At 73.3% G+C, this 23,669-nt stretch carries 21 protein-coding genes; 14 read left to right on the top strand and 7 right to left on the bottom strand.

The window, feature by feature from the left end:
• Positions 1-251 precede the first annotated feature (251 nt).
• From ACH4UM_RS30155 to ACH4UM_RS30135, 5 genes are all read left to right on the top strand, one after another.
• Complete coding sequence (locus ACH4UM_RS30155) at positions 252-1,142, top strand: FAD binding domain-containing protein (protein ID WP_398186017.1); 891 nt, start codon at positions 252-254, stop codon at positions 1,140-1,142.
• Positions 1,142-1,714: a (2Fe-2S)-binding protein gene (locus ACH4UM_RS30150; protein ID WP_398186015.1), complete on the top strand. Its 573-nt coding sequence runs from the start codon at positions 1,142-1,144 to the stop codon at positions 1,712-1,714. The genes ACH4UM_RS30155 and ACH4UM_RS30150 overlap by 1 nt, the downstream gene beginning before the upstream one ends.
• A gap of 2 nt (positions 1,715-1,716) precedes the next feature.
• Entirely contained in the window at positions 1,717-4,143 is a 2,427-nt protein-coding gene (locus ACH4UM_RS30145; RefSeq protein WP_398186012.1) for a xanthine dehydrogenase family protein molybdopterin-binding subunit, read from the top strand.
• A 169-nt stretch (positions 4,144-4,312) separates the two neighbouring features.
• Positions 4,313-5,770, top strand: a complete 1,458-nt coding sequence (locus ACH4UM_RS30140; RefSeq protein ID WP_398186010.1) for an NCS2 family permease — start codon at positions 4,313-4,315, stop codon at positions 5,768-5,770.
• 56 nt (positions 5,771-5,826) lie between these two features.
• A complete protein-coding gene (locus ACH4UM_RS30135) occupies positions 5,827-6,984 on the top strand; it encodes an XdhC family protein (protein ID WP_398186007.1) in 1,158 nt (385 codons plus the stop codon).
• Between the two features lie 43 nt (positions 6,985-7,027).
• Here the strand turns inward: ACH4UM_RS30135 and ACH4UM_RS30130 are convergent, their stop codons facing one another.
• The gene (locus ACH4UM_RS30130; protein WP_398186006.1) at positions 7,028-7,297 is read right to left on the bottom strand and encodes a hypothetical protein; all 270 of its coding nucleotides are present in this window, start codon (positions 7,295-7,297) and stop codon (positions 7,028-7,030) included.
• A 1-nt stretch (position 7,298) separates the two neighbouring features.
• Here ACH4UM_RS30130 and ACH4UM_RS30125 point away from each other — a divergent pair, with 1 nt between their 5' ends.
• Entirely contained in the window at positions 7,299-7,589 is a 291-nt protein-coding gene (locus ACH4UM_RS30125; RefSeq protein ID WP_398186004.1) for a hypothetical protein, read from the top strand.
• A gap of 19 nt (positions 7,590-7,608) precedes the next feature.
• Here the strand turns inward: ACH4UM_RS30125 and ACH4UM_RS30120 are convergent, their stop codons facing one another.
• Positions 7,609-8,049, bottom strand: a complete 441-nt coding sequence (locus ACH4UM_RS30120) for an SRPBCC family protein (protein WP_398186001.1) — start codon at positions 8,047-8,049, stop codon at positions 7,609-7,611.
• Between the two features lie 251 nt (positions 8,050-8,300).
• On the bottom strand, positions 8,301-9,062 hold the full coding sequence (locus ACH4UM_RS30115; protein WP_398185998.1) for a polysaccharide deacetylase family protein: 762 nt from the start codon (positions 9,060-9,062) through the stop codon (positions 8,301-8,303).
• 426 nt (positions 9,063-9,488) lie between these two features.
• Here ACH4UM_RS30115 and ACH4UM_RS30110 point away from each other — a divergent pair, with 426 nt between their 5' ends.
• The 5 genes from ACH4UM_RS30110 to ACH4UM_RS30090 all read left to right on the top strand — a co-directional run bounded on the left by ACH4UM_RS30110 (position 9,489) and on the right by ACH4UM_RS30090 (position 13,041).
• On the top strand, positions 9,489-9,686 hold the full coding sequence (locus ACH4UM_RS30110) for a hypothetical protein (RefSeq protein ID WP_398185996.1): 198 nt from the start codon (positions 9,489-9,491) through the stop codon (positions 9,684-9,686).
• Positions 9,683-10,720 (top strand): glycosyltransferase family 2 protein, encoded by a 1,038-nt coding sequence (locus ACH4UM_RS30105; RefSeq protein ID WP_398185993.1) that lies wholly within the window; start codon positions 9,683-9,685, stop codon positions 10,718-10,720. The genes ACH4UM_RS30110 and ACH4UM_RS30105 overlap by 4 nt, the downstream gene beginning before the upstream one ends.
• 184 nt (positions 10,721-10,904) lie before the next feature.
• Complete coding sequence (locus ACH4UM_RS30100) at positions 10,905-11,348, top strand: TIGR03668 family PPOX class F420-dependent oxidoreductase (protein ID WP_398185990.1); 444 nt, start codon at positions 10,905-10,907, stop codon at positions 11,346-11,348.
• 66 nt (positions 11,349-11,414) lie between these two features.
• Positions 11,415-11,840, top strand: a complete 426-nt coding sequence (locus ACH4UM_RS30095; protein WP_398185987.1) for a CBS domain-containing protein — start codon at positions 11,415-11,417, stop codon at positions 11,838-11,840.
• Positions 11,841-11,928: 88 nt separating this feature from the next.
• On the top strand, positions 11,929-13,041 hold the full coding sequence (locus ACH4UM_RS30090) for a winged helix DNA-binding domain-containing protein (RefSeq protein WP_398185985.1): 1,113 nt from the start codon (positions 11,929-11,931) through the stop codon (positions 13,039-13,041).
• A gap of 185 nt (positions 13,042-13,226) precedes the next feature.
• Here the strand turns inward: ACH4UM_RS30090 and ACH4UM_RS30085 are convergent, their stop codons facing one another.
• Positions 13,227-14,018, bottom strand: coding sequence for a S1 family peptidase (locus tag ACH4UM_RS30085; RefSeq protein WP_398185982.1), 792 nt, complete (start codon positions 14,016-14,018; stop codon positions 13,227-13,229).
• 288 nt (positions 14,019-14,306) lie between these two features.
• Positions 14,307-17,123 carry an AAA family ATPase gene (locus ACH4UM_RS30080; protein ID WP_398186069.1) on the bottom strand — a complete coding sequence of 939 codons (2,817 nt, stop codon included), beginning with the start codon at positions 17,121-17,123 and terminating at the stop codon, positions 14,307-14,309.
• Positions 17,124-17,573: 450 nt separating this feature from the next.
• On the opposite strand from ACH4UM_RS30080, the gene ACH4UM_RS30075 reads away from it, so the two are divergent.
• Positions 17,574-18,029: a putative zinc-binding protein gene (locus ACH4UM_RS30075; RefSeq protein ID WP_398185979.1), complete on the top strand. Its 456-nt coding sequence runs from the start codon at positions 17,574-17,576 to the stop codon at positions 18,027-18,029.
• Positions 18,030-18,161: 132 nt separating this feature from the next.
• On the opposite strand, the gene ACH4UM_RS30070 is transcribed toward ACH4UM_RS30075, so the two are convergent.
• On the bottom strand, positions 18,162-19,082 hold the full coding sequence (locus ACH4UM_RS30070; protein ID WP_398185976.1) for a response regulator transcription factor: 921 nt from the start codon (positions 19,080-19,082) through the stop codon (positions 18,162-18,164).
• A 136-nt stretch (positions 19,083-19,218) separates the two neighbouring features.
• On the opposite strand from ACH4UM_RS30070, the gene ACH4UM_RS30065 reads away from it, so the two are divergent.
• Both ACH4UM_RS30065 and ACH4UM_RS30060 read left to right on the top strand, forming a co-directional pair.
• On the top strand, positions 19,219-20,892 hold the full coding sequence (locus ACH4UM_RS30065; protein WP_398185973.1) for an AMP-binding protein: 1,674 nt from the start codon (positions 19,219-19,221) through the stop codon (positions 20,890-20,892).
• On the top strand, positions 20,889-22,520 hold the full coding sequence (locus ACH4UM_RS30060; protein WP_398185971.1) for an AMP-binding protein: 1,632 nt from the start codon (positions 20,889-20,891) through the stop codon (positions 22,518-22,520). The genes ACH4UM_RS30065 and ACH4UM_RS30060 overlap by 4 nt, the downstream gene beginning before the upstream one ends.
• 153 nt (positions 22,521-22,673) lie before the next feature.
• Here ACH4UM_RS30060 and ACH4UM_RS30055 read toward each other — a convergent pair whose 3' ends face one another.
• A complete protein-coding gene (locus tag ACH4UM_RS30055; protein ID WP_398185968.1) occupies positions 22,674-23,537 on the bottom strand; it encodes a hypothetical protein in 864 nt (287 codons plus the stop codon).
• Positions 23,538-23,669: the final 132 nt, after the last annotated feature.

The following is a 23,669-nucleotide window of genomic DNA, read 5'->3' as shown; positions in this document are numbered from 1 at the left end:
GGGGGCGCGGGGCCGTGTCCTCTGTTTCCAGGGGGAAGCGAAGAGGTTTCTGATGGCCTCCTTTCATACGAATCTACAAGATGGCTGCCCTGGCCAGCCAAACCCTTCATGGTTTCGGTGACTGACCCCGCCGGAGCACAGAGCTGTGTACTGAGGCCACTCCGCGTGAAACAGCACATGAACGAGCCTCGCCCGCCGCACACGGATTGGCTCAATCTGGACGACCCACGAGACGAAGAAGAGAGCCGGTCATGGACTTCCTTCGCCCCGCCAGCTGGGAGGAGGCGCTCGCCGCGAAGGCCGAGCACCCCACCGCTGTGCCGATTGCGGGTGGCACCGATGTGATGGTCGAGATCAACTTCGACCACCGCCGGCCCGAGTACCTCCTCGACCTGAACCGCGTCGGCGACCTCTACGAGTGGGAGGCCGGCGGGGAGAGCGTGCGGCTGGGCGCCTCGGTCCCCTACACGAAGATCATGGAAAGTCTCCGTGCCGAGCTGCCGGGCCTCGCGCTCGCCTCGCACACGGTCGCCTCCCCGCAGATCCGCAACCGCGGCGGCGTCGGCGGCAACCTCGGCACGGCCTCTCCCGCCGGCGACGCCCACCCCGCCCTGCTCGCCGCGGGCGCCGAGGTCGAGGTGGAGTCGGTACGTGGTTCCCGGCGCATCCCGATCGACGAGTTCTACACCGGCGTCAAGCGCAACGCGCTCGCCCCCGACGAGCTGATCCGGGCCGTGCACATCAAGAAGGCCGACGGCCCGCAGCAGTACTCCAAGGTCGGCACCCGCAACGCCATGGTCATCGCGGTGTGCGCCTTCGGCCTCGCCCTGCACCCCGAGACCCGCACGGTCCGCACCGGCATCGGCTCGGCCGCCCCGACTCCCGTCCGGGCCGGGGCCGCCGAGGAGTTCCTGAACGCGGCGCTGGAGGAGGGCGGCTTCTGGGACAACGGGAAGATCATCACGCCGTCGGTCGCCAAGCAGTTCGCCGAGCTGTGCTCCGCCGCCTGCAACCCGATCGACGACGTCCGGGGCACCGCGAGCTACCGCCGCCACGCGGTCGGCGTGATGGCCCGCCGGACGCTCACCTGGACCTGGGAGTCGTACCGCGGCACCCGCACCGCCGCAAAGGGAGCTGCGTAATGCGCGTCAACTTCACCGTCAACGGACGTCCGCAGGAAGCCGACGACGTCTGGGAGGGCGAGTCCCTGCTGTACGTCCTGCGCGAGCGCCTGGGCCTGCCCGGCTCCAAGAACGCCTGCGAGCAGGGCGAGTGCGGATCCTGCACGGTCCGCCTGGACGGCGTGCCGGTGTGCTCCTGCCTGGTCGCGGCCGGCCAGGTCGAGGGCCGAGAGGTCGTGACCGTCGAGGGGCTGGCGGACTTCGCCCAGCAGCGGTCCTGCGGGACGGGTGCGTGCGGGACCACCCTGCAGGACGCCCGGCAGTGGCAGGCCGGGCCCTCCGACTCGCACACCGGCGAGGGCACCGAACTGTCCCCGATCCAGCAGGCGTTCATCGACGCCGGCGCCGTCCAGTGCGGCTTCTGCACCCCGGGCCTGCTGGTCGCCGCCGACGAGATGCTGGAGCGCAACCCGAACCCGAGCGACGCGGACATCCGCGAGGCCCTGTCGGGCAACCTGTGCCGCTGCACCGGTTACGAGAAGATCATGGACGCGGTCCGCCTGGCGGCCGCCCGTCAGTCCGAGGGGGTCTGACCATGCCCGCGAACGGTGCACCCACCAAGATCACGCAGGGCTCGCAGACCAAGGGCGGCATCGGCGAGTCCACGCTCCGCCCGGACGGCACCCTCAAGGTCACCGGCGAGTTCGCGTACTCCTCCGACATGTGGCACGAGGACATGCTCTGGGGCCAGATCCTGCGCTCCACGGTCGCGCACGCCGAGATCGTCTCCATCGACACGGGCGAGGCCCTCGCCACGCCGGGCGTCTACGCCGTGATGACGTACGACGACCTGCCGACCGACGTGAGGAACTACGGCCTGGAGATCCAGGACACCCCGGTCCTCGCCCACGGCAAGGTCCGCCACCACGGTGAGCCGGTCGCGATCGTCGCCGCCGACCACCCCGAGACCGCGCGCCGCGCCGCCGCCAAGATCAAGGTGGAGTACAAGGAACTGCCCGTCATCACCGACGAGGCCTCCGCGACCGCCCCGGACGCGATCCTCGTCCACGAGAACCGCACCGACCTCCCCCAAGGACCTCCGACAGGCTCCGGGCCAGGGGGGACCCCCACCATCGGCCACGTCCCGCACCCGAACGTCGTCCACCGCCAGCCGATCGTGCGCGGAGACGCCGAGGCGGCCGCGAGGCGGGCCGACTTCGTGGTCAGCGGCGAGTACCACTTCGGCATGCAGGACCAGGCGTTCCTCGGCCCCGAGTCGGGCCTGGCCGTGCCGGAGGAGGACGGCGGCGTCCACCTCTACATCGCCACCCAGTGGCTGCACAGCGACCTGCGGCAGATCGCCCCGGTCCTCGGCCTGCCGCCGGAGAAGGTGCGGATGACGCTGGCCGGCGTGGGAGGCGCGTTCGGCGGCCGTGAGGACCTGTCGATGCAGATCCACGCCTGCCTGCTGGCGCTGCGCACCGGCAAGCCCGTCAAAATCGTCTACAACCGCTTCGAGTCCTTCTTCGGACACGTCCACCGCCACCCCGCCAAGCTGTACTACGAGCACGGCGCCACGAAGGACGGCAAGCTGACCCACGTCAGGTGCCGGATCGTCCTGGACGGCGGCGCGTACGCCTCCACCTCCCCGGCGGTGGTCGGCAACGCCTCCTCGCTCGGCATCGGCCCGTACGAGGTCGACGACGTCGACATCGAGGCCATCGCCCTCTACACCAACAACCCGCCGTGCGGTGCCATGCGCGGCTTCGGCGCGGTCCAGGCGTGCTTCGCCTACGAGGCGCAGATGGACCGGCTCGCCGACGCCGTCGGCATGGACCGGGTGGAGTTCCGGCAGCTCAACGCCATGTCCCAGGGCACGATCATGCCGACCGGGCAGCCGGTCGACTCCCCGGCCCCGGTCGCCGAACTCCTGCGCCGCGTCAAGGCGATGCCCCTGCCGCCGGAGCGCCAGTGGGAGAGCTCCGAGGGTGCCGACGTACGGCAGCTGCCCGGCGGTCTGTCCAACACCACGCACGGCGAGGGCGTCGTACGCGGGGTCGGCTATGCGGTCGGCATCAAGAACGTCGGCTTCTCCGAGGGTTTCGACGACTACTCCACCGCCAAGGTCCGCATGGAGGTCGTGGCCGGCGAGCCGGTCGCCACCGTGCACACGGCGATGGCGGAGGTCGGCCAGGGCGGTGTCACCGTCCACGCGCAGATCGCCCGCACCGAGCTGGGCGTCGCCCGGGTGACCATCCACCCGGCCGACACGCAGGTGGGCAGCGCCGGTTCGACCTCGGCCTCCCGCCAGACGTACGTCACCGGAGGCGCCGTGAAGAACGCCTGCGAGCTCGTCCGCGAGAAGGTGCTGGAGATCGGCCGCCGCAAGTTCGGCTCCTACCACCCCGCCTGGGCCACCGCCGAACTCCTGCTGGAGAGCGGCAAGGTCGTCACCGACGGCGGCGAGGTGCTCGCGGACCTGGTGGACGTGCTGGAGGGCGAGGCCGTCGAGGTCGAGGCGGAATGGCGGCACCGGCCGACCGAGCCCTTCGACCTGCGCACCGGCCAGGGCAACGGCCATGTGCAGTACTCCTTCGCCGCGCACCGCGCCGTGGTCGAGGTCGACACCGAGCTCGGCCTGGTGAAGGTGATCGAGCTGGCCTGCGCCCAGGACGTCGGCAAGGCGCTCAACCCGCTGTCCGTCGTCGGCCAGATCCAGGGCGGTACGACCCAGGGTCTGGGCGTGGCGGTCATGGAGGAGATCGTCGTCGACCCCAGGACCGCGAAGGTGAAGAACCCCTCCTTCACGGACTACCTCATCCCCACGATTCTCGACACGCCGACCATCCCCGTCGACGTGCTCGAACTCGCCGACGACCACGCGCCGTACGGGCTGCGCGGCATCGGCGAGGCCCCGACCCTGTCGTCCACCCCGGCCGTCCTCGCGGCGATCCGGAACGCGACGGGTCTGGAGCTCAACCGCACACCGGTACGTCCGGAACACCTGACCGGTACCGCGTGACAGACCCTCCGGGCGGCGCACGGAACGTCACAACTGCGCGCCGCCCGGAGTGATTCAGATCGTTCGTCTCGGGCCGTCCCCCGGGTCGTGCGGCCGAAGCACCTTCCCAAATCCCGCAGCCGTCAAGGCGGACCGCGGGTGCCCCTATGAACCTTGGGAGTAGGCCCACATGACCCAGCAGTCCCTGGAGCCGACGACCACCGCCGAGGACGCGGGTGCGGGAACCCGCATCCCGGCCGGCAGATCGTGGCTCGACCGGTACTTCCACATCTCCCAGCGGGGATCCTCCGTCGCGCGTGAGGTGCGCGGCGGCGTCACCACCTTCATGGCGATGGCGTACATCCTGCTGCTCAACCCCCTGATCCTGTCCGGCAAGGACGCGGCCGGGGACACACTCGGCCAGAAGGCCCTGATCACCGCCACCGCGTTCGCGGCGGCCTTCACCACGCTGCTGATGGGTTTCGCCGGCAAGGTGCCGCTCGCCCTCGCCGCCGGCCTCTCCGTCTCCGGCGTGCTGTCCTCGCAGGTCGCCCCCCAGATGACCTGGCCGCAGGCCATGGGCATGTGCGTGATGTACGGCGTGGTCATCATGCTGCTGGTGGTCACCGGCCTGCGCGAGATGATCATGAACGCGATCCCGCTGGCGCTCAAGCACGCAATCACCATGGGCATCGGCCTGTTCATCGCCCTCATCGGCTTCTACAAGTCCGGCTTCGTACACCAGGGCAAGGCCACCCCGGTCACCCTCGGCCCGGCGGGCGAACTGGCGGGCTGGCCGGTGCTGCTCTTCGCCGGCACCCTGCTCCTGATCTTCATGCTCCAGGCCCGGGGCGTGCCCGGCGCCATCCTCATCGGCATCGTCAGCGGCACGGTCGTCGCGGCCGTACTGAACACCGCCGGGGTCGTCAAGGCCGACGCCTGGGCGGGCGGCGCCCCCGAACTGCACGGCAGCGCGGTGTCGATGCCCGACTTCTCGCTCTTCGGGCACGTCGAGTTCGGCGGCTGGGGCAAGGTCGGCGCGATGACGGTCGGCATGATCGTCTTCACGCTGGTCCTGGCCGGCTTCTTCGACGCGATGGCCACCATCATCGGCGTCGGCACCGAGGCGAAGCTCGCCGACGACCAGGGCCGGATGCCGGGCCTGTCCAAGGCACTGTTCATCGACGGCGCGGGTGGCGCGATCGGCGGAGTGGCGGGCGGCTCCGGCCAGACCGTCTTCATCGAGTCGGCGACCGGCGTCGGCGAGGGAGCACGGACCGGTCTCGCCTCGGTCGTCACCGGCCTGTTCTTCGCGGCCTGCCTGTTCTTCACCCCGCTCACCGCGCTCGTCCCCCAGGAGGTCGCCTCCGCCGCCCTGGTGGTCATCGGCGCGATGATGCTGATGAACGCCCGGCACGTGGACTGGGCCGACCGCGCCACCGCGATCCCGGTCTTCCTGACCGTGGTCCTGATGCCGTTCACGTACACCATCACCACCGGTGTGGCGGCGGGCGTCGTCGCGTACACGGCCATCAAGGCCGCCCAGGGCAAGGCGCGGGAGATCGGCGTCTTCATGTGGGGCCTGACGGTGATCTTCCTCGTGTACTTCGCGCTGCACCCGATCGAGAGCTGGATGGGCGTGCACTAGCGGCTCGGTGAGACCCGAACGCCCTCCGCACAACCGCTGCCGAAGGAGACCGACAGATGCTGGACATCGCCGATGAGCTCAACCGGTGGGTCGGGCAGGGCCGTGACTTCGCCGTCGCCACCGTGGTGGCGGTCGGCGGCAGCGCACCCCGCCTGCCGGGCGCCGCCCTGGCGGTGGACGCCGACGGCACGGCGATCGGCTCGGTCTCCGGCGGCTGTGTGGAGGGCGCGGTGTACGAGCTGTGCCGGCAGGCGCTGGCGGACGGGGAGACCGTCCTGGAGCGCTTCGGCTACAGCGACGAGGACGCCTTCGCGGTCGGCCTGACCTGCGGCGGCGTCATCGACATCCTGGTCACACCGGTACGGGCCGACGGTCCGGCCCGTCCGGTGCTCGCGGCCGCGCTGGCCGCCGCCGCCTCGGGTGAGGCGGCGGCGGTGGCGCGGGTCGTGTCGGGCCCGGCCCGGCTGCTGGGCCGGGCGCTGCTGGTCCGCTCCGACGGCTCCCACGAGGGCGGTCTCGGGGCGCACCCGGAACTGGACCGCACGGTGGCGGGCGAGGCGGCCGCCTTCCTGGACGCCGGCCGCACCGGCACCCTGGAGCTCGGCGAGCGGGGCGCGCGCTGCGGCGCGCCGCTCACGGTCCTGGTGGAGTCCTCGGTACCGCCGCCCCGGATGATCGTCTTCGGTGCCATCGACTTCGCCTCGGCGCTGGTGCGCATCGGCAAGTTCCTGGGCCACCACGTGACGGTGTGCGACGCGCGCCCCGTCTTCGCCACCCGGGCCCGCTTCCCGGAGGCCGACGAGATCGTCGTCGAGTGGCCGCACCGGTACCTGGAGCGCACGGACGTGGACAGCCGCACGGTGCTGTGCGTACTCACCCATGACGCGAAATTCGACGTTCCCCTGCTGAGGCTGGCGCTGCGGCTTCCGGTGGCGTACGTCGGCGCGATGGGCTCCCGCCGCACCCATCTCGACCGCAACCGGCGGCTGCGCGAAGTCGGCGTGACGGAGATGGAGTTGGCCCGGCTCAGGTCGCCCATCGGCCTGGACCTCGGTGCCCGCACCCCCGAGGAGACGGCCCTGTCCATCGCCGCGGAGATCGTCGCGGGCCGACGCGGCGGCAGCGGCGTCTCCCTGACCGGCGCCCACACCCCGATTCACCACGACGCGGCGTCGGCACCGGCGCCGGGGAGGCGGATCGGGTCGGTGGCCTGAGGCGGCCCACCGCGGCTTGTTCCTCGTGGCCGGATGCCAGTCGTCAGTGCGTGGCGGAGTCCTCCGCCGACCCCCACGTCGGCCGGAACGCGAGGATCCCCGCCGTGGCGGCGCCACTGGTGACGAAGGGGTCGCAGGCGACGGCGGCCTCGATCGCCGGGCGGGGGCCCTCGGCGAGGACGAGTCCGCCCGTTCGGGGCTCCAGCGGCCCCGCGAGCCGGGCCAGGCACTGGGCGAACGCCCCCTCGGGGTTGCTGTAGTGGGCGTCCTTGAGGGCGTCGACGGTTTCCAGCGGGGCCCGGTACCTGAACACGATGACGTACAACGGCTACGCGGCCACGGTCCTCGCACGTCTCGCGGAACACGGCTGGAGCCCCGCCACACTCGTCGAGGACACCGGCGGCCACACGCTCTTCCGCCATGCGCTCGCGGGCCACGACGACGTGGTGGCCCTGCGCACGCGGTCCGCCGCCGCGGACACGGACCTCGCCTGGCGCCCGGTCGGCCCCCGGCCGCCCCACGAGCGGCTGCTCCTGGCTGCCGCCGGACGCACGCCCTGGTCCCGCCTGCTCCCGCCGGCCGGCGGCCCGGGCAGCCGCCGCTGACCGTCGCCCGATCCCGGCGTCACGCCCGCCGCAGCAGCTTGTTCACCGCCCGCCCGAACACCACGCGCGCCGTGCGCTGCAGGAGGGGGTCGAAGACGGACGGGAGGAGACGCACCCGCAGTTCCTCCCGCCACAGCACCCGCGTACGGCCGCCGGGCCCCGGACGGACCTCGATCTCCGCCCAGCCCAGCACCACGCGCCCCCGCTTCTCCAGACGGCACAGGCCGGGCTCGCCGTCGGCCGGGGGGTGCCAGACCGTGACCTCCATGCGGTCGTCGAAGCCGAGCGGGCCGATTCCCGAACGGGCCACGAGCCGCGTGCCCTTGCGGGTCGGCCCGGGTGTGACCACGGTGATGCGGGTCAGCGGGACCACGTCGGCGTGGTGATGCCACTGGGTGAGCCGCCGCCAGGCCTCGTCGAGGGGGAGCGGCGCCGTACGTTCGAGGAAGAAGTCGACCACGTGATGATCGTAGGCAACCACGGCCCGCCATCCGTACGTTCGCTCCCAGGTCACCCGCCTGGCCGTATGCTCCCTCGGCAACCCGGCCCCAAGGACCGTACCGCGGGCAACGGATTCACGGCGGTGGAAGAAGTGTGTGCCGAGGAGCGGGCCGGAGTCTGCGCAACCGGGGCCGCCCCGGAACGGTGTACCGCCCCGCCCCGGCCGTACGGCACCCTGAGCGCGACGCCCCGCGTCGTGACACGCTCGTCCTACGGCCGGTACACCTTCCCCGGCTCCGCCTTACCGGGCGCCAGCAGCTGAGGCACCGTCACGAACACGTATCCGCGTTCCTTCAGAGCGTCGATGATGCCCGGCACGGCGGGCACCGTGCCCGGGTAGATGTCGTGCAGCAGGACGATCCCGTCCCGGGAGGCCTGCGCGAGCACGCGCCTGGTGATCAGTGCGGAGTCGTTCGTGGTGTAGTCCTTGGCGGTCACGCTCCACAGGACCTCGGACATGCCGAGCTCCTTGCAGATCTCGTGCACGGTGGCGTTGGTGCGCCCCTGGGGCGGGCGCATCAGCGTCGGCCTGCGTCCGGTCAGGCGCTCTATCGCCTCGTTCGGGCGCTGGAGTTCCTCGCGTATCTGCGCCGGGGATATCCGGGTGAGGATCTTGTGGTCCCAGGTGTGGCTCGCCACCTCGTGACCCTCGGCCGCCATCCGCTCGACCAGCGCCGGGTACTTCTCGATGTGCCGCGCGCCGAGCAGGAAGAAGGTCGCCGGGACCTTCTTCTCCTTGAGGATGTCGAGCAGCCGCGCGGAGTTCTCGCTGGGCCCGGCGTCGAAGGTCAGCGCGATGCACTTGGCCTCGCGGCAGTCGACCGTGCCGAACCGGGCCGGCGCGCCCGCGGCGGCCCGGGCCCGGGCGGTGCTCGGCGCCGTGTCGTGCTCGCGCCCGCACCCGGTGAGTGCCGGCGTCAGACAGGCGGCCGCCAACAGCGCCGCCGCCGCCCGGAATCCCGTTCCCGCCATGGCCCCAAACCCCGTCCCCGTCATCGCCCGGAACCCCGTCCCCGTTTTCGTCGTCTTCTTGGTCGCACAAGGCATTGCCGGGACTATATACAGCGGGTATAGACGCAGTGCATAGCGAGGTCGTACTTTTGCTCGACGGAAATCCGACCGAATGAAATCGGCCAAAGTGTCAGATGCGCGTCCTCCGGACGCCTACGGCCCTGGATGCGCTGGATGCGGCCGCGCGGTGGCTGCCTGGCGGTGGCGGCCTGTTCTGCTCGCCGAGGGCCGGTCGGCTTCTCGTGTTTGAGCCGGCTGAGGCGCGGCACCCAGAAGCCCGGAGCCGAGAGCCCGGAGCCGAGCCGGAGCCTGGGCCCGAGCCGGACCCCGGAGCCCCGGCAGTCCCCCTCACAGAACTTCCCGCCGCACGGGACGGAGCCACCCCCCATGCGCATCCCTGGTATCGACGCCCACTCCCTCGGCCCGGCCGACGAGGAACTCACCGCGCACCCGGGCTTCCCGCGCTGCGGCGACGGGTACGAGGTCATGGCGCTCGCCTCCTGTGGAAAGCCCCGTTTCCCGCCCCGGCCGCGCCCGCAGGCGACCGGTCCGTACGCGGTGCGCGGGGGAAGGGCGTACCCATGAGCCGGTCCGACGGCCGGTCCGAGGGCCGGGCGGCCCGGCCCGCCTACGCCGTGGTGATCCCCACCCTGGCAGGGGACACGCTGGCCGACTGCCTGGCCGCGCTCGCCGCCGCGACCGGACCGCGGCCGGACGAGATCGTCCTCGTCGACGACCGTCCGGACCCCGAACCGGGCGCGCTGGAGCACCCGTTGAGCGTCCTGGGCGATCTGCGGACCCGCACCACCGTGCTGGCCGGCGGCGGCCGCGGACCCGCCGCGGCCCGCAACACCGGGCTGCGCGTGGTCCACGAGCCCTGGGTCGCCTTCCTCGACGACGACGCCCAGGTCGGCCCGCACTGGTGCGACCAGCTGGCGCAGGACCTGGCGGAGGCGAGCCCCGACACCGGAGCCGTCCAGGGCGTGATCGCCGTACCGCTGCCGGGCGAGCGCCGTCCCACCGACTGGGAGCGCAACGCCGCCGGTCTCGCCCGGGCCCGCTGGATCACCGCCGACATGGCCTACCGCACCGACGCGCTCGATCAGGTCGCCGGCTTCGACGAACGCTTCGAGCGGGCCTTCCGCGAGGACGCCGACCTCGCACTGCGCGTCCTCGGCGCCGGCTGGCGCATCCGTCAGGGCCGCCGCACCACCCGGCACCCGGTGCGTCCCGCCGACCGCTGGGTGTCCCTGCGTGCCCAGCGCATCAACGCCGACGACGCGCTCATGGCGCACCTGCACGGCCCGGACTGGCGGCAGAAGGCGGTCGCCCCCCGCGGCCGTACCCGCTCCCACCTCGTCATCACCGCCGCCGGCACGGCCGCCTGCGTGCTCGCCGCGGCCGGCCGGCCCCGGGCCGCCGCCCTCGCCGCGCTCGGCTGGGCGGCCGGCACCGCTGAGTTCGCCCGGGCACGGATCGCCCCCGGGCCGCGTACCCGGCAGGAGGTGACCACCATGGCCGTCACCAGCGTCCTCATCCCGCCCGCCGCCACCTGGTACTGGCTGAGGGGACGGTGGCGCCACCGGGCCGCCCCCGCCTGGCGGGAGATCGCGCCGTGAACCCGTCCGTGACGTTCGCCGTTCTCCTGCGCGGTGGCCCCCGGGTGCCGCGGCCGATCGCGGGCCGGTCATGCCGCCGGACCCGTACGGCCGTGGCCGGGACCGGGCCGGGTCGCCCGGCCGCCATCGTGTGGTCGACCGGGGCCGCAGGGGTACCCGGTGCGGGACGGAGAGGAGGCGGGCCGTGCCACGAATGGACCCCGACGAGGCGCGCCGGCGGTTCGCCGCCGCCCGGGTGGCCGGGCTGGCCACGGTGGACGAGGCGGGACGCCCGCACCTGGTCCCGGTGGTGTTCGCCACCCACGGTGCCGACGGGATCGTGACAGCGGTCGACCGCAAGCCGAAGAGCACGACCCGCCTCAAACGCCTGCACAACATCGAGGTCACCCCGCCCGTGTGCCTCCTCGCGGACGCCTACGACGAGGACTGGGACCGGCTGTGGTGGGTCCGGGCCGACGGCGGCGCCACCGTCGTGCCGCCCGGCGCACGGGACGCCGGGACGGGCGAGGAGTACGAGGCCGCCCTCGCCGAGCTGCGGCGCAAGTACCCGCAGTACCGCGACGCCCCGCCGCACGGCCCGGTGATCGCGGTCACCGTCCACCACTGGACCGGCTGGCGTGCCGTTTGAGACGGCCCGCTCGTGGCTACGCGGCGGGCAGCCGAGGTTTTGCGGACCGGACCCGGGAGGTGCCCCATGACGCGGCGAGTACGCGACGTGATGTCACCCGGCGCGGTGGCCGTCGAGCCGATGGCCTCACTGGAGATCGCCGCCCGCGTGATGCGCGAGCAGAACGTCGGCGACGTCCTCGTGGCCTACGACTGTGATCTGTTCGGTGTCCTCACCGACCGCGACATCGTGGTCCGGGCCGTGGCCGAGGGCCGCGACCTGCACGACACCACCGCGGGCTCGGTCTGCACCCGCCCTCCGGTGGTGACCCTGACCCCCGACGACACCACCGACCACGCGGTCGAGCTGATGCGCCGGTACGCCGTACGCCGGCTGCCGGTCGTCGAACACGGCGGCTGCCCGGTCGGCATGGTCAGTCTCGGCGACCTCGCCACCGCGGAGGACCCGCACTCGGCCCTGGCGGACATCAGCAAGGCCGACCCGAACCGCTGAGAGCGCGCCTTGGCCAGGTCGCGGATTGCGGCGACAGCCGCGGGCAAGCGGACAGGGAGTGTCCTAGTACGGCGGTAGCGTGCCCGGCATGACGAAGACGACGACCACCGCCACGGCCCCCGTGCTCGGCGTGCGCGCGCTCAACCGGGCCACCCTCGCACGGCAGTTGCTGCTGCGCCGCTCGGAGCTTTCCGCGAAGGCCGCCGTCGGGCATCTCCTCGGCCTCCAGGCGCAGAACGTCAAGCCGCCGTACTACGCCCTCGCCGCCCGCCTCGACGGCTTCGCTCCCGGGGAGCTGTCCCGGGGGATGGCCGGGCGCGAGGTCGTCCGCATCGTCACCCTGCGCTCCACCATCCACACCCACACCGCCGAGGACTGCCTGACCCTGCGCCCGCTCGTCCAGCCCGCCCGCGACCGTGAACTCGCCCAGTTCCGTGCGGGACTCGCCGGCGTCGACCTCGACCGGCTCGCCGTGCTGGCCCGCGATCTCGTCGAGGCCGAGCCGCGCACCATGGGGCAGTTGCGCGAGGCCCTCGCCGAGCGGTGGCCGCACGCGGACCCGCAGGCCCTCGCCCTCGCCGCCCGCTGCCGGCTGCCGCTCGTCCAGGTCACCCCGCGCGGCCTGTGGGGCAGAAGCGGCCAGGTCGCCCTTACCACCGCCGAGCACTGGCTGGGCCGCCCGGCCGAACCCGCGCCGGCCCCCGACGCGACCGTCCTGCGCTATCTCGCCGCCTTCGGTCCCGCCTCCGTCAAGGACATGCAGACCTGGGCCGGGCTCACCCGGTTGCGTGACGCCTTCGAACGCCTCCGCCCCCGTCTGCTCACCTTCCGCGACGAGCACGGCGTCGAGCTCTTCGACCTGCCCGACGCGCCCCGCCCGGACCCGGACACCCCAGCCCCGCCCCGCTTCCTGCCCGAGTTCGACAACCTGCTCCTCTCCCACGCCGACCGCACCCGCGTCGTCCCACTCCGGTACCGGGGCCGCAGCTGGCAGGGGAACCAGGCGTACCGGACCCTCCTCGTCGACGGCTTCCTGGCGGGCTTGTGGAAGCTGGAGGAGGACGCGCTCGTCGTCGAGCCGTTCGGCGAGCTGTCCCGGAGCCGGCGGCAGGACGTGGCCGCGGAGGGGGAGCGCATGCTCGCGGTCATGCACCCGGGGGTGCCGTACGACGTCCGGTTCGGGACGGTCGCGGCGCGGTGACGCCGCATGGCAGACGCCTGGCCACCTGGAAACGGCAGACGCCCGGACGCCTGGGACCGTCTGGAGGACGAACGCACGCAGGACGCATGGAAAGGGGGCGTTGCGGGCCGCTCGTGGTGGCCCGCAACGCCCCCTGGCACTCACCTGAGGGGGGTCTCCTCAGGAGTTCGTCCCCGGGGCACGGGTCAGGAGTCGACCTGCGCGGTCACGAGGCTGGAGAAGGTGGTCAGCCGGGTGTAGACACCCGGATAACCCGCCTCGGCGCAGCCGTTGCCCCAGGAAGTGATCCCTGCCAGGACGCCCCCGATGAGCAGGGGACCGCCGCTGTCGCCCTGGCAGGTGTCTACGCCGCCGGAGGAGTATCCGGCGCAAACCATGTCGCTCGCGACGAAGTCGGAGCCGTAGGAGCCGCGGCAGCTGGAGTCGGACACGATCGGCACGGTCGCCGTCCGCAGCTGGTTGGAGGAGCTGCCGGTCTCGGAGGTGGTGCCCCAGCCGAGGATGCGGGCGGTGCTGCCGGCCGCGTACACACCCGTGTCGGCGGAGGAGACGTACTTCGCCGCGGTGTACGGCATCGAGGTCGACAGGGTCAGTACGGCCACGTCGTCGCCGCTGGTGGCGTCCGTGTAGTCCGGGTTCACCCAGATCTTGCTGACCTTGCTGACCGTGCCGTTGGTGCCGTTGAGGTAGGTGCGGCCGCCGACCACACGCACACCGCTCGTGGCCTCGCCGACCATGCAGTGCGCGGCGGTGACCACCTTCCTGGCCGCGACCAGGGTGCCCCCGCAGAACTGGTTGCCGGACGCGTCGGTGATCTGCATGACGAACGGGTACGCGGTCGCCGTGGTCGTCGTGCCGCCGACGATGGGCTGGGGGACGGCGGCCGCGGAGGGGGCGGTCAGCAGCCCGGTCGCGGCGGCGGCCGCGGCGGCCGCGACCGCGGCGGCGGTCCGTCTGGCTCGGGTGAGGCGGAACATTCGTCTCCTCGAGGGGCTGGCCGGTGGGGGTCGCGCGGGTGGGGGTGGAGCACGGGAGTCCTGGGATCTGTGCACAGAACCCCGTGTGCCCGGGCGAGCGGCACGCCCCTTACGCTAGGACCGGGCCCTGCCTCCTCCAATGAGGGAACCCCCTAGGGGAGTTGGACAGGGAAAACCCTCGGTCGGACCCCGGTGGCCGGGTCCTGCCCGGTGTCCCCCGGTCGTCCCGTGGCGCGCCCCGCCGGCGGCCCTCACTGAATCCACCCGGTCAGTCAACCCGCGCCGCGCTCACTTCGCGCGCCGGCCTGCCGCCAATCGGACGATGTCCACCCGCGATCGGATCCCCAGCTTGCGGTAGACCCGGGTGAGGGTCGCCTCGACCGTCTTGACGCTGACGAACAACCGCGCGGCGATCTCCCTGTTGGTGGCCCCCTCCATGACCAGCGAGGCCACCTGACGCTCCATCGTGGCCAGCCCGTCCAGCGCGGCCGGGACGGCTTCGGACTCGGCCGCACGGGCGGCGGCGGCCTCCTCCACCCGGCGCAGCCACGGCAGCGCACGGCACCGCCGGAACAGGCGCGCCGCCTCTTCGTACGACGTCGGTCCCGGCGTGGGGGTCCCCCCTGCCCGGGCGAAGCCGAGAGCCTGGGGGAGGGTGCGCAGCTGGGCCAGCGCGAAGGCGGCCCGCGCCTCCTCCAGGGCGTGCCCCAGCTTGGCCAGGCGGTCCTGGGCGGACGTCAACTGGGCGACCGCGGCGTCCTGGTCACCGCGGGCCGCCCGGACGAGTGCCTCGGAGCGGTCCAGGACCGCGAGCACGCTCTCCCGGCCGAGCCGCAGCGCGTGCTCACGGGCCACGTCGATGACCTGCTGTGCCTCGGCCGGCTCCCCGATACGCACCAGCGCCTCCGCCAGGTCGCCGTGCCAGCGGCCGCGCGCCGGATCGGTGATGCCCAGCCCCAGCTCCAGGTCCCGCACCCGGCGCAGCGCCGCCACGGCGGCCTGGGCGTCGCCGGCCACCAACTGGGCGTAGCCCAGGGCGGCCAGGGCGCGGGAGAGGTACATCTGGTCGCCGTCCTCCTCGGCGTGCACGACCGCCTCGCGGGCCAGCGCGAGGGCCCGTCCGGGGTCGCCGCCGGACGCCTCGGCGAGCGAGGTCAGCATCGCGGAGGCGCCCTCGCCGATCTCGGTGTCCCGGGCGAGCCGCAGGCTCTCCCGGGCCAGGTCCAGGGCCCGGCCGCAGTGCCCGGAGCGCAGTTCGGTCTCGGCGAGGCAGCGCAGGAAGTGCACCTCGCTCTCGACCATGCCGCGCCGCCGCACCTCGCGCAGCAGCGCGGTGATGGTGGCCCGGGCCTCGGTCAGCCGGTCGCTCATCAGCAGCCAGCGGTAGCGGGCCGAGCCGACGCCGTTGTGGTGGCAGGCCACGTACGGGTCCTGAGGCTCCTTCAGCGCGCGCCTGATGGTGGCGGGGGCGTCCGGATGGCCCATCAGGGTCTCCGTCGAGGCCTGGAAGGCCAGCGACATCAGCTCGGTGCGCCGGTCCCGGCCGCGCGCGGCCAGGTCCGCCGCGTGCGCGGCCTCCTGCCGGGCCTCGTCGAAGTCGCCCTCGACGACCAGACCGCGCCAGGCCAGCTGGTAGTGGACCAGGGCGAGCAGCCGCGGGTCGTCGCCGGCGTCGGCCAGCGCCTGCGGGTGGACGGCGTCGACGTCGGCGAGGGACTGCCCGGCCGCCTCGATCACCACCATCCAGGCCCGCACCCGCTCGGCCGGCACGGTGGCCCGGGTCAGCACCTCGCGGGCGATGTCCCGGGCGAGGTCCACCTCGCCGGCCGTGATGGCATCCTCGGCGGCCAGCAGCCGCCGCTCGTCCGGCCCCGGCTCGCCGTCGGCCGGGGCGTGCCGGGCGGCGAGCAGCCCGAGCGAGGCGGCCACCGACGGCGCCCCGCGGTCCCGGGCCAGCGCGGCGGCCTCGGCGAGCCGGGCGGCCACGTCCGGGTCGGTGCCGGTGGTGGCCAGCGCCAGATGACGGGCCCGCTCGATGGGGTCGGAGGCCGCCGTGGACAGCGCGGCGTGCGCGGCGCGACGCTCCTGGGCGGGCGCCTCCGCGTACAGCGCGGCCGAGATCAGCGGGTGCGCGAACCGTACGCCCGGCCCCTCGGGTTCGGTCGCCAGCAGCCCGAGGCGGGCGGCCTGGGCGCACTCGGCCTCGGCGTTCTCCCGGCCGGCCGCGTGCAGCAGGGCCGGTGTGGGCCGGGCGCCGGCGCTGGCCACCAGCAGCGTGCGGCGCGCCTCGTCCGAGAGCATCTCCAGCCGGCTCAGCACCAGGGCGCGCAGCGAGGTGGGCACCGGCAGGGGCTCGCCCGGGCGGGGCGGGGTCGGGTTCTCGGCCAGGGCGCGGCCCAGTTCCAGGGCGAACAGGGGGTTGCCGCCGCTGGTGCGGTGGATGTCGCGGACCGTGGAGCGGGGCAGGCCGGTGTACCCGCGGTGGTCGAGCAGGGTGGAGACCTGGGTGCGCGAGAGCGGACCGAGCCGGACGGCGAGCGTGTCGGGCGGGCAGGCGCGCAGGTGGCGGGCGTAGTCCTCGTCCTCGGTGCGCACCGCGCACAGCATCTGTACGGGGGTCTCGCCCAGGCGCCGGGCGGCGAAGCCGAGCAGCTCCGAACTGGCCGAGTCCAGCCACTGCAGGTCGTCGGCGACGACCAGGACCGGGCCCTTCGCGGCGAGCGCACGCAGCGCGGACAGCACGGCCAGCCGCAGGGCCAGGCCGTCGCGCTGGAGGGTGGACTCGCCGCGGCCGGTGAGCGCCGACTCCAGCGCGGTGCGCTGGGCGGCGGGCAGCGTGCCGGACACCTCGTCGACGACCAGACCGAGCAGGTCGGTCAGGGCGAGGAAGGGGAGATGGGACTCGGACTCCGTCGCGGTGCAGCGCAGCACGGTCCGGGCGGCCCTGGCGCGCTCCGCGGCCAAGGTGCGCAGCACGGTGGACTTGCCGATTCCGGCGGGCCCCTGGACGAGTACGCTGCCGCCGCGGGACAGGTGCTCGCGCGCCGCCGTGAGCAGCTCTTCCCGGCCGATCACGACGTCGGTACGGGGTCTGCCCGGCTCCATGAAGTCTTGTCGCACGGGCCGCCGCTCCCCTCGTATGTCGCGTCCAGGCCAATCTTAGTTAGCGCGCCCTGCCTTGCGGACGGTCGGGACGGTGAGGGAAATAACAAGGTGGGGAAGGGGAGGGGCGCAAGGCGCCCCGTCGCCGGAACGCCGGAGCGGCGCACCCCGGTTGCCGGCTCCCGCCGGGCGCGCCAGCCGGGGCCGGTGCCGGAGTGGCGTGTGTCACCCCCGAGGGCGGAATCCAGCCGGCCGGATTCCGCTCCCGGAGCGGATGTCCGGCCTCCGAGCAGGCGCCGAACGGACCTTTTCCTGCCCCGATGGGCCCAGGATTTCGCCGGCCGCCGTGCCTAGGCTCGCGATGCGCATGCCGCCTGCCCAGCGGCGCGCACCGGTGCGCCGCGAGGCGCATCGCGTACGCAACTCCTACCGTGGTGAGCGAGGCCCCCCTTGGTGAACCGTCGCCGTGACCTTCCCCTCGTCTACTCCTGCTCCGGCTGTTCGAGCGCGGCCCAGATGACGAACTGGATAGCCGTCCAGCTCGACCGGCGCGGCATCGCCGAGATGTCGTGCATCGCCGGCGTCGGCGGTGACGTGCCGAGCCTGGTCCGCAAGGCCCGCAGCGACCGCCCCGTCATCGCCGTCGACGGCTGCGTTCTGCAGTGCGCCCGCAACTGCCTCGCCCGCCACGACGTCACGCCGGCGGTGCACCACCTGCTGAGCGACGACGGGGTGCGCAAGCGGCTGGGGGAGGACTTCGACCCCGAGCAGGCGGAGAAGGTGCTCGACGGGCTGATCGCCCGGATCGCCGAGGCGACGGGCGGCACGACGGAGAAACCGAAGGGGAGCCGAGGGGCCGCGGAGAACCAAGAGGCCGACCAGGGGGTGGCCCGGACGCCGCGGGGCTGAGGAGGGGGCCCGGACGCCGCGGGGCTGAGGAGGGGGCCCGGACGTGGCCGTAGTGCCTCGGGGCCCGAGCCGGGGAGCGCGCTCCGGCCGCGACACGGGGGTGCTCCCGCGGTGTCGGGAGCCTGCCGTGGGCTACGGAAGCAGCCCCGCCCGGCGCGCCGCCACCACCGCCTCGCCCCGCGTGTGGGCGCCGAGCTTGCGCATGGCCGACCGCAGATAGCCCTTCACCGTCTCCGGCCGCACTCCCAGCCGTTCGGCCACCCCCGCGTTGGTCGCCCCCGTCGCCACGCACGCCAGCACGTCCACCTCCCGGGGCGACAGCCCCGGCCCGCGCACGGTGCCGTCCCGCGCCGTATCACCCGGCGCAACCGCGCCCCCGGGAACCTCGGCGGCGTCACGGAAGCCGTCCGCGGGCACCGCCCCCGCGAGCCGGCCGCACACCTGGAGCAGTTCGGCCCGCAGCGCCGGATCCGTCACGCGCGGGGCCAGCGAGCGCAGCTCCCAGTGGGCCCCGCGCACCTCCTCCCACGCCGCGCCGAACCTCCCGCCATCCGGTCCCTCCACAGCGGGCAGCGGCCAGGCCGCCGTCAGCAGGGCCCGCACCTCCTCCCGCACCACCAGCGACTGCTCCACGTCCCGGGCCGCCTCCACCGCCGCCGTCAGCGTGCGGTCGCCCAGCGGCTGGGCCGTACGCAGGGCCCCGTACAGCACGCCGCGCACCCGGCGCCGTACGACCACGGGCACCGCCAGCACCGAGCGCAGCCCCTCCGCGGCCACCGGGCCGTCGTACTCGTGGCTGATCTGCCGGGACAGCGAGTAGTCCGTCACCGCGCAGGGGCGGGCCAGCGCCACCGCCTTGCCACCCAGGCCGTTGCCGGAGGTCACCGCCAGGGCGCTGAGCGCGAGCGTCGCCGTGCCGGTCAGCTCACTGATCCGCACCCGCGGCCGGCCCGGCTCGACCAGTCCGCCGAAGGCGACGGGGAGGCCCGTCGCGCGCCGCAGCCGTACCAGCGCACCCCGGATCTCCACCGCCCCGAACGCGTCCGCCGTCACCTGCTTGCCCCTTCGCCGCGGCCACTGTGCCCACCACACCCCCGTTCGGGGGTAGTGAGACCCGCATCACGGATTACACGATGTAACAGAGCCGCCCGGCAATGGTCCGGCACCCAGGACCGCAGATGGAGGACAGATGACGACGGCGACGGAGAGCTTCCGCAGGGCCCGGGACTTCCTGCTGGAACACCGTGAGGACTACGCCACGGCCTACGCCGGCTTCGAGTGGCCCCGCCCCGAGCACTTCAACTGGGCGCTGGACTGGTTCGACGTGGTCGCCGAGGGGAACGACCGCACGGCCCTGCACATCGTCGAGGAGGACGGCACCGAGACCCGCCTCTCCTTCGCCGAGCTGGCCGGGCGTTCCAACCGGGCCGCGAACTGGCTGCGCGACCGCGGTGTCGCCGCCGAGGACCGCATCCTCGTCATGCTCGGCAACCAGGCCGAACTGTGGGAGACCGCGCTCGCCGCGATGAAGCTGCGCGCGGTGGTCATCCCCGCCACCCCGCTGCTCGGACCCGCCGACCTGCGCGACCGCGTCGAGCGGGGCCGGGTGAAGCATGTGATCGTGCGCGCCGGGGACACCGCCAAGTTCGCCGACGTCCCCGGCGCCTACACCCGCATCTGCGTCGGCGGCCTGCCGGAGGAGGGCTGGGAGCCGTACGAGGACGTGTACGCGGCCCCCGCGGAGTTCCTCCCGGACGGCCCCACCCTCGCCGACGACCCGCTGATGCTCTACTTCACCTCGGGCACCACCGCGCGCCCCAAGCTGGTCGAGCACACCCACACCTCGTACCCGGTCGGGCACCTGGCCACCATGTACTGGATCGGCCTGAAACCGGGTGACGTGCACCTGAACATCTCCTCGCCCGGCTGGGCCAAGCACGCCTGGTCCAACCTGTTCGCCCCGTGGAACGCGGAGGCGACCGTCTTCATCCACAACTACAGCCGCTTCGACGCGGCCCGGCTGATGGCCGAGATGGACCGCGCCGGCGTCACCACCTTCTGCGCCCCGCCCACCGTGTGGCGCATGCTCATCCAGGCCGACCTCACCCAGCTGCGCACCCCGCCCCGGGAGGCCGTGGCAGCCGGCGAGCCGCTGAACCCGGAGGTCATCGAGCAGGTCCGGCGGGCCTGGGGGGTGACCATCAGGGACGGCTTCGGGCAGACCGAGACGGCCGTGCAGGTCTCCAACAGCCCCGGCCAGCGCCTGAAGACCGGCTCCATGGGCCGGCCCAGCCCCGGCTACCGCGTCGAGCTGCTGGACCCGGTGTCCGGCGCGCCTGGCGCCGCCGAGGGCGAGATCGCGCTCGACCTGTCCGGGCACCCGGTCGGGCTGATGACCGGCTACCACGGCGACGCCGACCGCACCGCGGAGGCGATGGCCGGCGGCTACTACCGCACCGGGGACGTCGCCTCGCGGGACGAGGACGGGTACCTGACGTACATCGGCCGGTCCGACGACGTCTTCAAGGCCTCCGACTACAAGATCAGCCCGTTCGAGCTGGAGAGCGCCCTGCTGGAGCACGAGGCCGTGGCCGAGGCGGCCGTCGTTCCCGCGCCGGACCCGGTGCGGCTGGCCGTGCCCAAGGCGTACGTCGTCCTCGCCGAGGGCTGGGACCCCGGACCCGGCACGGCGAAGGTGCTCTTCGAGCACTCCCGCCAGGTCCTCGCCCCCTACAAGCGCATCCGCCGGCTGGAGTTCGGCGAGCTGCCCAAGACCGTGTCCGGCAAGATCCGCCGGATCGAACTGCGCGAGGCCACGGCCGAGGGCTCCGAGCAGGAGTACCGCGAGGAGGACTTCCGGTGAGCGAGCTGTCGAACGGGCCGTCGCAGGAGTCGTCGTACACGCACGGGACGAGCGGGACGGTCCTGCTCGGCGACACCATCGGCGCCAACCTGGCCCGGGCCGTCGCCGCCTGGCCGGACCGCGAGGCGCTGGTCGACGTCCCGTCCGGACGGCGCTGGACCTACGCCGGGTTCGCCGCCGACGTCGACCGGCTGGCGTACGCGCTGCTGGCGAGCGGGGTGGCCAAGGGCGACCGGGTCGGCATCTGGGCCGTCAACTGCGCCGAGTGGGTGCTGGTCCAGTACGCCACCGCCCGCGTCGGCGCGATCATGGTGAACATCAACCCGGCCTACCGCACGCACGAGGCCGAGTACGTCCTGAACCAGGCCGGCATCTCCCTGCTCTTCGCCTCCGTCCGGCACAGGACCAGCGACTACCGGGTGATGGTGGACCAACTGCGGGGAAAGTGCCCCCAGTTGCGGGAGACGTTCTACTTCGGAGACCCGGGCTGGGACGCGCTGATCGCCCGCGGCACACCCGACCGCGCCGAGGAGCTCCGGCTCCGCGAGGGCGAGCTGTCCTGCGACGACCCGATCAACATCCAGTACACGTCGGGCACCACGGGCTTCCCCAAGGGGGCCACCCTCTCCCACCACAACATCCTCAACAACGGCTACTTCGTCGGCGAGCTGATCGCCTACACCGAACAGGACCGGATCTGCATCCCGGTGCCCTTCTACCATTGCTTCGGCATGGTGATGGGCAATCTCGCGGCGACCTCGCACGGCGCGTGCATGGTCATCCCGGCGCCGTCCTTCGATCCGGCGCAGACACTCCGGGCCGTGCAGCAGGAGCACTGCACCTCGCTGTACGGCGTGCCGACCATGTTCATCGCGGAGCTGAACCTCCCCGACTTCGCGGCCTGCGACCTCTCCTCCCTGCGCACCGGCATCATGGCGGGCTCGCCCTGCCCGGTGGAGGTGATGAAACGTGTGGTCACGGAGATGCACATGGAGGAGGTCTCCATCTGCTACGGCATGACCGAGACCTCCCCGGTCTCCCTGCAGACCCGGATGGACGACGACCTGGAACACCGCACCGGCACGGTCGGCCGGGTGCTGCCGCACATCGAGGTGAAGGTGGTCGACCCCGCCACCGGCGTCACCCGGCCCCGGGGCACGGCGGGCGAGTTGTGCACCCGCGGCTACAGCGTGATGCTCGGCTACTGGAACGAGCCGGAGAAGACCGCCGAGGCCGTCGACGCGGGCCGCTGGATGCACACCGGGGACCTCGCGGTGATGCGCGAGGACGGGTACGTCGAGATCGTCGGCCGGATCAAGGACATGATCATCCGGGGCGGCGAGAACATCTACCCGCGCGAGATCGAGGAGTTCCTCCACGGCCACCCGAAGATCCGCGACGTCCAGGTCGTCGGGGTCCCGCACGAGAGGTACGGCGAGGAGGTCCTCGCCTGCGTCATCCCGCTCGACCCGGCCGACCCGCTCACCCTGGAGGAGCTGCGGGCCTTCTGCGAGGGGCGGTTGGCGCACTACAAGGTGCCGAGCCGGCTGCACCTCCTGGAGTCCTTCCCGATGACGGTGTCCGGCAAGGTGCGCAAGGTCGAACTGCGCGCGAAGTACGGCGTGTGAACAGGCACGCGGCGCCTGTGTACGGCGCGGGTGGCATGAAACGCCGGAAAGCGAGCATCCGGTAGGAGCTCGACGGGGGACCCCGGGCGGTTCCCGGTGCGCGGTCGGCGGCGCACGGGGGCGGGCCGGGGTCCTTCCGGTTCCGGCGGCCGCTCACGTGCCCGTCGCGTTCAGCGCGTCGGCCGGGGCGTTCACCGGCTGCGGGGTGCCCGTGAGGTCGAGGACGAACAGCGGGACGCCCAGGGCGTCGGCGCGGCTGCGGGCCGCGTCGCTGTATCCGGCCAGCGAGAAGTACACACAGCCCGCGGACTCCGTCATCGCCGTCAGCCACAGGCACTCCACGTCCCGCAGCGAAGCGGGCTGCATCGCGGGGTCCACGTGGGCCACCAGGCCCCGGGCGGCCAGACCGATCCCGGACGGGGGCCGCTGGTCGGCCCGGCGGATGCCCTCGTAGCCGAGCCAGCGCAGATACAGCGCGGCGGTGGTGACCGCGTCGCGCGCGGTGCGGATGGCGACGGGGCGGAAGGCGGGCCGTGCGGCCGGGGCCCCGGCCGCAGCGGCGGTGGCAGTGACGCCGGCGGTGTCTGCCGTGCCCATGGTGTGTGCGCCGTCCGCGGGGTCACCGCCCGGGGAGGCACTGTCCGAGTGCGCACCGGTGCCCGGGGAGGCGCCGTCCGCTGGGGCTCTGGTGTACGCGTCCGTCGCCGGCCCGTCGGGGGCCGGGGAGCGCGTGCCCGCCGCCGGCCCCTGCGAGGCCGTACCCGCCACCGTGATCCGCAGCACCGTCCCGCACGGGCAGCCCAGTTCGGGGCGCGGCCACTGGTCGCGGCGGCCGCAGGCGCCGCAGCGGACGGTGATCCAGTCCTCGTCCCACCCGCGGTGGGTGACGGGCTCGGGCGCGGTCCCCCGGTCCAGCGGCGGAGCGACGGGCGCGCCACAGGCGCACGGATAGGACGGCGCGGTGTAGACGTGTTCGCGCCGGCAGGCCGGGCAGCGCACCGGCACGCTCTTGGGCATGGCCCACTCCAAGGCGTCGCATCGAGACGGCGGTCGAGGCAGCCGTCCCATGGTGCTCCGGGGAGCCCCCTCCTGTCCGGCGCTTCGGACACCGGCGGGTCGCTCGTTGCCCTCTCTTGACGCCTTTCGTGC

Origin of the sequence: Streptomyces sp. NPDC020801 (assembly GCF_044334385.1) — a bacterium.
Classification (GTDB): domain Bacteria; phylum Actinomycetota; class Actinomycetes; order Streptomycetales; family Streptomycetaceae; genus Streptomyces.
Note: the sequence above shows the minus strand (reverse complement) of the source record. Positions and strands in the feature narration are given on the sequence as shown.

What these genes read in the sequence shown, in the direction of transcription:
- ACH4UM_RS30155 (WP_398186017.1), top strand. Translation starts at nt 252, where the DNA reads ATGGACTTCCTTCGCCCCGCCAGCTGGGAGGAGGCGCTCGCCGCGAAG.
- ACH4UM_RS30150 (WP_398186015.1), top strand. Translation starts at nt 1,142, where the DNA reads ATGCGCGTCAACTTCACCGTCAACGGACGTCCGCAGGAAGCCGACGAC.
- ACH4UM_RS30145 (WP_398186012.1), top strand. Translation starts at nt 1,717, where the DNA reads ATGCCCGCGAACGGTGCACCCACCAAGATCACGCAGGGCTCGCAGACC.
- ACH4UM_RS30140 (WP_398186010.1), top strand. Translation starts at nt 4,313, where the DNA reads ATGACCCAGCAGTCCCTGGAGCCGACGACCACCGCCGAGGACGCGGGT.
- ACH4UM_RS30135 (WP_398186007.1), top strand. Translation starts at nt 5,827, where the DNA reads ATGCTGGACATCGCCGATGAGCTCAACCGGTGGGTCGGGCAGGGCCGT.
- ACH4UM_RS30125 (WP_398186004.1), top strand. Translation starts at nt 7,299, where the DNA reads ATGACGTACAACGGCTACGCGGCCACGGTCCTCGCACGTCTCGCGGAA.
- ACH4UM_RS30115 (WP_398185998.1), bottom strand. Translation starts at nt 9,062, where the DNA reads ATGGCGGGAACGGGATTCCGGGCGGCGGCGGCGCTGTTGGCGGCCGCC.
- ACH4UM_RS30110 (WP_398185996.1), top strand. Translation starts at nt 9,489, where the DNA reads ATGCGCATCCCTGGTATCGACGCCCACTCCCTCGGCCCGGCCGACGAG.
- ACH4UM_RS30105 (WP_398185993.1), top strand. Translation starts at nt 9,683, where the DNA reads ATGAGCCGGTCCGACGGCCGGTCCGAGGGCCGGGCGGCCCGGCCCGCC.
- ACH4UM_RS30095 (WP_398185987.1), top strand. Translation starts at nt 11,415, where the DNA reads ATGACGCGGCGAGTACGCGACGTGATGTCACCCGGCGCGGTGGCCGTC.
- ACH4UM_RS30090 (WP_398185985.1), top strand. Translation starts at nt 11,929, where the DNA reads ATGACGAAGACGACGACCACCGCCACGGCCCCCGTGCTCGGCGTGCGC.
- ACH4UM_RS30085 (WP_398185982.1), bottom strand. Translation starts at nt 14,018, where the DNA reads ATGTTCCGCCTCACCCGAGCCAGACGGACCGCCGCCGCGGTCGCGGCC.
- ACH4UM_RS30080 (WP_398186069.1), bottom strand. Translation starts at nt 17,123, where the DNA reads ATGGAGCCGGGCAGACCCCGTACCGACGTCGTGATCGGCCGGGAAGAG.
- ACH4UM_RS30065 (WP_398185973.1), top strand. Translation starts at nt 19,219, where the DNA reads ATGACGACGGCGACGGAGAGCTTCCGCAGGGCCCGGGACTTCCTGCTG.
- ACH4UM_RS30055 (WP_398185968.1), bottom strand. Translation starts at nt 23,537, where the DNA reads ATGCCCAAGAGCGTGCCGGTGCGCTGCCCGGCCTGCCGGCGCGAACAC.